At 35.2% G+C, this 10,180-nt stretch carries 6 protein-coding genes; all 6 read left to right on the forward strand.

The annotated features are described in order from the left end of the window. Positions 1–785 precede the first annotated feature (785 nt). The 6 genes from ltrA to CN514_RS06690 all read left to right on the forward strand — a co-directional run bounded on the left by ltrA (position 786) and on the right by CN514_RS06690 (position 9,143). Positions 786–2,105 (forward strand): group II intron reverse transcriptase/maturase, encoded by a 1,320-nt coding sequence (ltrA, locus tag CN514_RS06665; RefSeq protein WP_097974464.1) that lies wholly within the window; start codon positions 786–788, stop codon positions 2,103–2,105. Positions 2,106–2,359: 254 nt separating this feature from the next. Further along, positions 2,360–2,926, forward strand: a complete 567-nt coding sequence (locus tag CN514_RS06670; RefSeq protein WP_098231928.1) for a DUF3841 domain-containing protein — start codon at positions 2,360–2,362, stop codon at positions 2,924–2,926. 258 nt (positions 2,927–3,184) lie between these two features. Then, positions 3,185–4,501: a spore germination protein gene (locus CN514_RS06675; RefSeq protein ID WP_097974460.1), complete on the forward strand. Its 1,317-nt coding sequence runs from the start codon at positions 3,185–3,187 to the stop codon at positions 4,499–4,501. Next, positions 4,498–5,577, forward strand: a complete 1,080-nt coding sequence (locus CN514_RS06680; protein WP_097974458.1) for a GerAB/ArcD/ProY family transporter — start codon at positions 4,498–4,500, stop codon at positions 5,575–5,577. Before CN514_RS06675 ends, CN514_RS06680 begins: the two co-directional genes overlap by 4 nt. Then, positions 5,567–6,622 carry a Ger(x)C family spore germination protein gene (locus CN514_RS06685; protein ID WP_097974457.1) on the forward strand — a complete coding sequence of 352 codons (1,056 nt, stop codon included), beginning with the start codon at positions 5,567–5,569 and terminating at the stop codon, positions 6,620–6,622. The genes CN514_RS06680 and CN514_RS06685 overlap by 11 nt, the downstream gene beginning before the upstream one ends. Before the next feature lie 970 nt (positions 6,623–7,592). Beyond that, a complete protein-coding gene (locus tag CN514_RS06690) occupies positions 7,593–9,143 on the forward strand; it encodes a primase C-terminal domain-containing protein (protein ID WP_098231929.1) in 1,551 nt (516 codons plus the stop codon). The last annotated feature ends 1,037 nt before the right edge of the window (positions 9,144–10,180 follow it).

The following is a 10,180-nucleotide window of genomic DNA, read 5'->3' on the forward strand; positions in this document are numbered from 1 at the left end:
AAATGCCGATGTAGGGAGTCAGATAGCAGCGTAGTACCTATGAAGTTGGGTAATGCCGATAGAGGAAAGGCTGCTACCAAAGTATTACCCTTAATAGGGGCACATTTACTACATACAGAGGTAGAATAAATGGAAACAAAACTATTAAGGATAGCAGAATAGTAAAGTCTGATAGAAATTAGATGAGTTCTGTGAATGATAAGTTGGAGGAGCCGTGTGCGTTAATAGCGCAAGCACGGTTCTGGGAGGGTTGCGCCTTGCAAGTTCAAGGAATACATGCGACTTGAGATAGTCGTCTAGATAATGCTTAGCCAGCAGTCTTGTACCGAGTCTTGCGTGGTGCGCGGTAACGTTCACTGCGAAGCGTAGACAGGAAGATGGCAGGCCGGAATAAAGTGAAGAGGATAATTAATCCCGAAATTGAACGTGATGTGGAGTAGCCGACCTTTTCTCTCTACAGGGAAGGCAATAATGAAATAACCGTTAAAGGCAAGGTCATTCTCATTACTCCCGGGATTCGTACCTACGGCATGTCATCAATGGATTCCTTGGGAACAAGGGAGATCCAATAAACTTCTACAGTATGTAGATAAGAATTCAACAAGCCTATAAAGTAAGGAGAATTTGATGGTTTATTGGAAGTCTTACTAACTGATAGTACTCTGAGATAGGGAAAGCCTATTACATGGGGAAGCGGTTAGCAGAAGTTGAATCAATCTAAGGAAACATGAGCTTCATTCAATGGAAGATTTCGGTCCTTAATTCAAAGTAAGGAAAAACCAATCATGACAACAGGATTAGAAAGAATAGCAGTAAAAGCTCGACAGGATACAAAACTACAATTTACATCATTAGCACATCACATTACAAAAGAGCTGATATGGACTAGCTTAAACCATATGCCAAAGAACACTTCACCTGGTATCGATGGAATCACAAGAGATATGGCTATAATTGAGTTTGAAAAATGGGTTGAAGATATGATGAATTCAATTCATAGATTCGGTTATAAACCTCCAGCAGTAAGAAGAGTTTGGATACCAAAGCCGGGAAAAGTTGAAAAACGACCTATAGGAGTACCTTCGGTAGCAGATAGAGCGCTACAAAGAAGCACTGCAACGGTACTCTCAACAATTTATGAACAAGACTTTTTAAACTGTTCATTTGGGGGTAGGCCAAACAGAGGAGCGCATAATGCCTTAGCTACGCTCAATGAAACAATTTCAGGAAAGAAAGTTAGCTGGGTGCTAGAAGCTGACCTCAAGAACTTCTTTGGAACTTTAAACCATGATTGGGTGATTAAATTCGTACAACATCGAATTGGAGACCCTAGGATTATAAGTCTAATCAAAAGATGGTTAAAAGCTGGTGTAATGGAAGGTAAGGATACATATGTCAGTGAAACAGGGACACCGCAAGGTGGTTCGATAAGTGTACTGTTAAGCAATATTTACCTACACTACGTTTTGGATTTATGGTTTGAAAGAGCGATAAAACCAAGACTCAAAGGTGAGGCATATCTAATAAGGTATATTGACGATTTTGTAGTGTGTTTCCAATTTCGTTCAGATGCGTTAAGGTTTGGAGAAGTTCTTAAGAAAAGATTAACGAAATTCTCATTAGAACTTGAGCCTAATAAGACTAGATTAGTAGAGTTTGGACGATTTGCCAGTAAACATGCCAAACAAAAAGGAAGCAAATTGGAAACCATTTACTTCCTAGGTTTTACACATTATTGTACTAGAAACCGTAAAGGTAATTTTATGGTAGGTAGAAAAACTGAAAAGACTAGATTTAAGCGAAGCGTTAATAAAATACAGGAAACTCTCCGGATCATCAGGCATTGGTCAATAAAAGACCAAACTGAAAAGCTAAATCAAATTCTTAGAGGTCATTATAACTACTATGGAATAGCTGGTAATCTTTGGACAATAACTAAAATCTATAAAATAACAGAACGTTACTGGAGAAAAATGTTAAGTAGTAGAAGTCAAAAGAGTTATATAACTTGGGAGAAATTTAACCAGATTAAATCGATTTTTCCTTTAGAGCGACCTAAGCTTTCAATTCCATTTTCGGAATTGAAGATGTACGCAAAACTGTGAAGCAATTTCTGAAGAGCCCGGTGCGGGAAATCTGCACGCCGGGTTCTGTGGGGGTCTGGGTCGCTAATTGAGCGACCCTTCTACCCGGAGATGGAGTTCGCTTTACAGTAAGGTAAAAAGATTCCTTTCTACTCGACTAGTTACATAAAGTCTAGTTCAACAGTACTGATAAAAGCTGTTTATAACTAATTGAATCACTAATCAGCTTTTTTCATTTATACTAAAAGAATGTTGAGCAAAAAGGGGGGCATCTAGTGAAACTGTACACTTTTCAAAGGCCAGCTTGGTGGACTGCCTGTCGTCAAAATGGTTATTATGTAGCTGATACTTCGTTTATTTTCGATGAGTCGATGAAAGCTCCGTATAACTGGATGCTCGAACAGTACAAGAAACGTATCCATCAAACGAGTGCATCTGCACTGATATGGGTATGGAAAGAAATTCCTGAAGGGTACCGTGACGGTGCCACAGACTGGGACATTGAAGAAGGTTATAAAGAAAATTATTTATTTGTCTTCGAGCATAGCGAAAAAGACGTGCTGTGGAGTTGTTATAATGCGTGGCATGTTCCACTGAACGATGGCAGATTAACATCAGCGGATGAAGAAACATACGAAGACACCCTCCCTAAACGATATGGTTGGGAACGAGTATTTGATTTTAATTGGTTAATAAAACATGAGTATAGTGATGGGGCAACAAAGCAAGGTGTCATTGACTACTTTACCGAGGACGAACTTTGTGCGGTCTATCGCTTTAACGAAACATTAAATACCTGGGATTTACTTCAAGGTAAATCCGTGAAACTCATTTGGGCTTAAAAGGTAAAAAACCTTATACAACTTAACCAGCTAATAGTTTAAGATCATGAGTTGCTTCGGTGACTCTTTTTTTGTTCCATTAAATTGCATTTTAGTTCAATGAGAAAGGTTAAAAAAAGTGAAAGGTTAGAAAAATGGAGTATTTAAAAATGTTAAAATGTGTTTCTCTACGTCCGCTAAATTCATCAGATATCGTATAAAATCGAACCTTATTACAAATAATTAAATAATATTTCTATATTCTTAAGGGGTAAATTAATGAGTGATTTTATAAAAGAAATTCAAACCAAGTTTTCCAATCACGACGATTTTTTTATCGAAGAAGAGTTAGTAGATAATACAGTAATCTATCTTTTTGGATTTAATACACTAATAGATTTAACCAAGTCTAAATTATATGTTCAACAAATGGCAGCTTCGTCTATTTCAATAAAAGCACTTTTCATAAATCTTAGTGGGCAGATTAACGTTAATACAGAACTTATAATTAATGCCATATTAGAAGGTAATTTAGTAATCCTTTCACAAGATGGTGAACAGAATGCCATCGTTGACCCTATGGTCCAAAATCTGAGGAGTAGTATTGCAGAGCCCAAAAATGAAAGTCCTATTTATTCCTCTTTGGATGCCTTTGGAGAGGATATTAATACGAACGTTGGAATGATCAGAAAAAGGCTGAGCACTGAACGTCTGTGCCACTGTTCCTATCAAGTTGGAGTGTTGGAGAAGCGTAAACTGTCAATGCTCTATATTGAAGGAGGAGCCCCTAATGCTCTTATTGAAAAAGTCAACCAGCAGTTTAAAAAAATTAAATCAGATATTGAAACGATTGATGATCTTAACAAGGAATTTGGACAACGTAGATTGAGTCCTGTCAGTCATCTATTCGCTACGGAGCTTCCGATTCAAGCCATCCACTCCTTAAAAAAGAACAGAATTGTGATTTTTTTAGATAATTGTCCATTCGCGCTTGTTTTTCCTCATCTACTTTGGGATATGTTAATTAGTGTAAACGATCGCAATTTCCCTTATGTACTTTCTTCTTTGCTTAGAATTTTTAGAGTAATAGGTGCTATCGCCACGTTAATACTTCCTGCTTTATATGTTGCATTGGTGTCAGTTAATCCTGAAGTATTTAAAACGGATCTTGCACTGTTTGTCGCAAAAAGTAGGGAAGGCATTCCTTTATCGGCTTTTCTTGAGGCTATTGCGATGGTCGTTTTAGTGGATTTAATACTAGAAGCGATTGTGAGGCTCCCTAAGAGCGTTGGCCCAGCTATTACAATGGTAGGAGGAGTCATACTCGGACAGGCGATTGTTGAAGCAAAATTAGTAAGTAATTTGTTAGTTATTGTGATTACTGCTGTTGTAATTGCAAGCTCTGCAGTAATTGGAATGCAAAACTCTTTATACATCCGTTTACTAAAATACCCCATTTTAATATTAGCATCTATTTTTGGGATTTTAGGTGTATGTATTGGTTTCATTTTCACAGTAATATATTTGGCAAGTTTAACTTCCAACGATATTCCTTACATAACGTTTCATATTGAACAAAAAGGAGATACAAAGTGACAAATCGGATTCAAATTGGATTAGTTTTCATTATCATAAATTTTAGTTTTGGCTATTTGGTCTTTCCTAATCTTATTTATATGTTAGCGAAAACAGCTCATTGGGAAGTGGTTATTTGTCAGGGGTTTCTACAATTGATATTACTTTGGATTTACATAAAAGGTTTAAATTATTTTCCCGAAAGTGATGTCATTGATATATATTTGAAAATGGGGAAATGGGTTGCAATGCTTATTCTTACGCCTTTTGTAATCAGTCTGGTTGCGCTCGTTGCACTCAATATTCGGCTGCACACGGAAGTCATTATTTCTATTTTTTTGCCTCGGACCCCTTATTGGTCTATTATGATACTGTTTTTTTTCATTTCGATATATACAGCTATAAAAGGATTAGGTACAATTTTACGTTCCTCGATTATTATTTTCTTTATTGTTATTCCTTTAGTTTTATTTAACATTTTTACCTCTGTTGTAAATTTTGATATACATAATGTTACGCCAGGGTGGAATTCACCTCACAAGTTTTTGTTCAATATAAAATTTTTCTATCTTCTGGGATTTTCGTCTTTTTTATTTTTGGGGTTTATTTCTACAGACAAAAAATGGAGATTCCGTCAACTTTTTATTGCATGCGTTAGTGTGACGCTATTTTTTCTATCTGTAGTGTATGTACCGCTCTTTATATTTGGACAAGAAACGGTCGTTACGCTGACCAGTCCTTTTTATGAAGCAATGGATTCAGTAGACATAAGCTGGTTTTCGTTCAACAGACAGGCTGTATTCTTCGGTTTATCGTTAGTGTGTTTAGTGATATTGGCTAATGCTATTTTGCTTTGGATGGTCGGACAAATCCTGAGGAAATTGTTTAATTGCCGGATAGTGTATTCTTCTTATTGGATTATTGCTTTTTCAGTTATCGCATTTATTTTAGTTTTATTTGTTCCAAACAAATCTTTGATTGAAAAATACTTTCTGTGGAGTACATGTGCTCAAGCTTATTTTATAATTATTATTCCAATAACCATTTTTATCTATGGTTTCTTAACGAAACGAGGCGTTTTTGTCTATGAAAAATAATAAAAGATTTAAATTGTTTTTTGTATTCATGTCAGTAATTTTTCTCTGCGGCTGTTGGGATATTAAAGATATTAATAAGCGTTCCCTTCCTTTAGTCATGGGTATTTCTAAGGACGATGTTGAAGAGTATAAATTAGCATTGCAAATCCCTGTATTTGAAAATGAAAATCAAATATCGAAAGTCGTAACAGGAAAAGGCGAAACAGTCGCAAGTGCACTTGGACAAATTCGTACAAATTCTGAAGATGCCGTTGATTACTCACAAATTCGATTAATTGTTATTCAAAGTAATTTGGCACATAACCAACAGGAATTTAATGAGCTTATAAAGTTCTTAATGGTTTCTGAAGAAGTTCCATCAAGAGCGTTAGTGGCCATCTCAGATGAGAATGTTGAGGATATATTAGCAAACATAAACGAAAAATTAGGTGTTCAAGCTACCTCTATTTACGATTTTTTTAATAAAGGTACTGGCTGGGCACCGGAGATCTTTAGTATCCCTATTTGGGAATTGTATCGAAGCCAATTTTTAAATTCTAAAGATATCGCTATTCCGGTTGTTCGTTCTGGAAAAGATACTGTCTTAGTCTTTGAGGGTTCAGATATTTTGAAGAAAGGAAAAAAAATAGTTGAAAGAATCAGCCCGCAAGAGAGTCAATTAATTAACGTGTTTCAAAGTAAAAGTGAAAAAGGAAATATAGAGAGCTTGGGATTTGCTAGTATTATGGTAATTAACAGTTCCATCCAAAAAAAAGCATCGATGAGAAATAATGAACCGTCTGTGGCAAGCAACTTGAATTTAAGTATATATATTTTAGAAAGAGAAGAAGGTATTACAGATAAAAGAATTAAAAAAGAACTTGAAAAGCTTATTGAAGAGAGATTTTACCAAATACTTAAGAAAACCAAAGGAAAGCATACAGATATATTTGGATTTGGGCAACAATTTCAACATTTGGTTTCTTACCATGAATTAAAAGATTGGAGGAATGAATATTATCCCATATTAAAAGTGAATTTTAAGGTCCATGCTAATACGGAGTAATTGCTATGAATTTCGGATACTCTAAAAAATTTCGTTCTATTTATAAAAATACTTCCTTAGAATTTTATTTAGCGAAGTAACTTTCTAATAAAAATTTGAACATTTCAGCAGGGTTTGGTGGTGTTGAGCTAGGTTTTAAATTTAAATGGTAAAATAAGGTTCCCAGATTATAGTTGCCTCGATTTTTTCTCCTATAGCGGGAATTGTTTAGATAATATTATATTCTTCAATTTTTTTTCACAAGATCATCTATCTCAAGCTTTAATTTTGATAGATGCTCTTTATATTGGAGGCTCATCTTACCAGCATTTCAACATTTGATACTTTATCATTAATTTAACCTCTTAAAATGCACCATTTTATAGGTTGTCAGCGTAACTTGTGTACTATTTTCTGTAGAATTAGTCCATTAGTGGTGCATTATTTAGAAAGTCAGCGTAACTTGTATACTAATTTCTAAAGAATTGGTCCATTAGTGGTGCATTTAGAAAGAAAGTCAGCGTAACTTGTGTACCTAGTATAACATTGATATATCGACAGTTTTTTACTTTTCATGAGCTAATTTTTTAAAAAAACACAACGTTCTCTCAGTAGTGCTGTTGAAAAAACAGCGGAACCTGTGTATGAAAAATGCACCACGAACACGTTGGTATCAGCGAAACCTGTTTAGTATTTTTTTAGAGAGAATCCCTGAAACGATTGATAGGACAGGATTTCTTCCGTTTATATAAAAATTGTCTTTTATTAAAATTGGTTCATTTTCTGATATTTTGGTGCAAAATCTCAGCGGAACCTGTATAGAAAAAATCTTTTCAACTTTTTCTAAACCTCTTGTGGCTCTAAGCTTCAAGGGGTTTATTTTTTTTGGTGCATTTTGCTTAGAGAGCACCCTTTTTCAAAAAACGATTTCGATATACTTATTTCAACAAATTATCCTAGCATTCTTATCTATTTAAAGGAGGTGTACGAAATGGAAGTACATGAATTAGAAAACGAAATAAGAAGTGTCATTTCACCAGTTGAAATCATGCAATTCATGACCCATAACACCCTTTATCTATATAAGAAAAAGGGTTCTCGTGCACCATTTGATAGAGTTGTAGCTTACGAGAAAGCCCTGAAGAATGATCCGTACCGTAAAGGTTGTGTTTTCGTGTCACCTTCCAAAGAAGACCTTATTGAAGGGAAAGGATACGTTGTTACTTCTTATGAAGCGTTGCAAGACCGGTATCAACAACTATCACACTGGACACCGAACACGTACCGCGGTGGTACCTATTACGATTTCAAGAATCGAGTGATTAAGGGGCACACACGTGAAAATCTTAAGCAGATCAATGTCATTGGGTTTGATATCGACACAAAAAAAGTCGATTTGTATGCCCTTTATTTAGGATGTGAAGAATTAGGATTACCTCGTCCAAATCTCCTCCTGGAAACGCCAAGGGGATTTCAATCTTTTTTTGTCCTGGACACTCCTTTTTATATACATAAAAACAATAATTACAAGGCACTCCGAGTAGCAGAACGTTTATCAGAAAACATAAGGAAGGCGTTAAGTAAATATGTTCCAATCGATACAGGGTGTGTACCGTTTGGATTTTATCGGTTACCAAGAGAGGATAATACGCTTGATTTTTATGCAGAGCCGGCAAATACTAATCAACTACTTTCATGGTCGCAACAGTTTGAAAAAGAAGAAAAAAGGACCTTCTTGCGTGTTGTTTACAATAAGTATACTTCAGCATTCGATCAAACGTCCTCAGACTGGTATCATGCTTTAATCCGTACAACAGATATTGAAAAAGGCCACCATGGTGCTAGTCGTAATAACGCTCTTTTGACGATGGCTATTGCGAATTATGCTAGTGAAAAATCGTTTGAAGAGGCGTATGATGAACTAGATCAATTTAACAGCAATTTAGCGCAGCCTTTATCAAAAAGTGAATTTGAGCGTACATTAAAAAGTGCATATTCTGGTAAGTATAAAGGAGCAAAACGTTCTTATGTTGAGGGGTTACTTGAATTATGGACAGATGGACAAGCTAAGTTTTCAGGAAGAGAAGGCTGGTATAAGTTTAAAAAACCCCGTGAGGAAAGAGTACGTTCTCATTATAACGAATGGGAAGTAGATATCCTTGCCTATTTAGAAGCTCAAACAAGTCCCGAAAAGCCATTTTTAGAGGGCTCTTTAAAGATGCTTGCAGAATCCTTTGGAATGGCAGTATCCTCCCTAAAGGAAGTTCTGAAGCACTCTAGTAAACTAAAAAAATATACAATTGGTCAAGGGCGTGGCGCGATCACGAAAGTGGCAAGCCAATCTATGCTCTTTAAAAGATTGTTGCTATTACGTAAAGAGCACGTGAAAAATGCACAATTAACATTTGCTGAGCTTTTTCCTGAACTAAAACAGTTTAAACATTCACTGGCCATCTCGTCTGTAGAAGTTGATCTGCTTTGGGATGAACTGAATCTAATTTATCGTACCGGAGCATCTCCACCAACTCAAAATACCGGTTAGAATTAATAAGCCAGTCTGCCATTACATATCTATATTCTCCTTTGTTGGGTTTTGGCGAAGCGTAGTTAATTTGGTTTAAGTATTTAGGGGGTTCTTTGGTTAATTAAATATGAGAGATTCTTGATCTGGGTAAAATATTTATATATAGTTTCTTTTTGATAAGGTTCTACGTGGAGAGTATTTGCTGTTTTTATTTAAGCTGATGAAGCCTAGCTAATGAAAATAGTAGTGGTTCAGTAAATGAAATTTTTAGATATAAATGCGATTTTGGTGATAACTATGCATTTTCTTATGCATTCTTATTTTGATTGTTAGAAAAGAAATAGTGGAATACAATATCATGACTTTTATACTGGTATAAAGTGTTTGACAATATTAAAACGAAAAAAACAGAGAAATGTAAGTAATTTTTTTAAGATCTGTGGGAATTAATGTAGGGAGAATGGAAATTTATAGGAGGTTCTTCTTACTTAAAATTTCATTAAATAGGCATACTGAACGAATTTGCTTGATTGGAATTGCTAAACAGATGTACGTATTGTACACTGTTGAGAAGTTAGAATTTTCGCAATTTATATAGACTTTAATACGTAATCCATAAGAAAATCAATGGTTGTTTTCTTTATGGTAGTGTATTGAGGTCTTTTCCACTCATACAAAGGCAGGATTGGCTCCTGTTTATATTCGTAACCAGCAGAAGACCTCGCCTATANNCGAGGTCTTCTGCTACTCTATAAAGCCGGAGCCAATCCAAATATGAGTGAAGTGCTATAAAAGTTAGTTTGAAGTAGGGAGGAGATACATGGTAAAGGAAAATTAATTAAGTTCAAGGTCAAATGATAAGTTCTAGTGAAAATGTAAGTTCAAGATTAAGAGAAAGTTTAAGAACATAGGTAAGTAAAAAAAGATCAAAAAAGTATGATACAAAATTAATATTTTAAATGAATGGAATTTGTTAGAGAGTTTAGCTGTAAGGAACGACTGTATAAAATAAATATTTCATGGATATTAATTCATAATTGTACTATGTTATATTT

Origin of the sequence: Bacillus sp. AFS001701 (genome assembly GCF_002559405.1) — a bacterium.
Taxonomy (GTDB): domain Bacteria; phylum Bacillota; class Bacilli; order Bacillales; family Bacillaceae_G; genus Gottfriedia.

Coding starts and splice junctions, on each gene's coding strand:
- ltrA (WP_097974464.1), top strand. CDS start 786: ATGACAACAGGATTAGAAAGAATAGCAGTAAAAGCTCGACAGGATACA.
- CN514_RS06675 (WP_097974460.1), top strand. CDS start 3,185: ATGAGTGATTTTATAAAAGAAATTCAAACCAAGTTTTCCAATCACGAC.
- CN514_RS06685 (WP_097974457.1), top strand. CDS start 5,567: ATGAAAAATAATAAAAGATTTAAATTGTTTTTTGTATTCATGTCAGTA.
- CN514_RS06690 (WP_098231929.1), top strand. CDS start 7,593: ATGGAAGTACATGAATTAGAAAACGAAATAAGAAGTGTCATTTCACCA.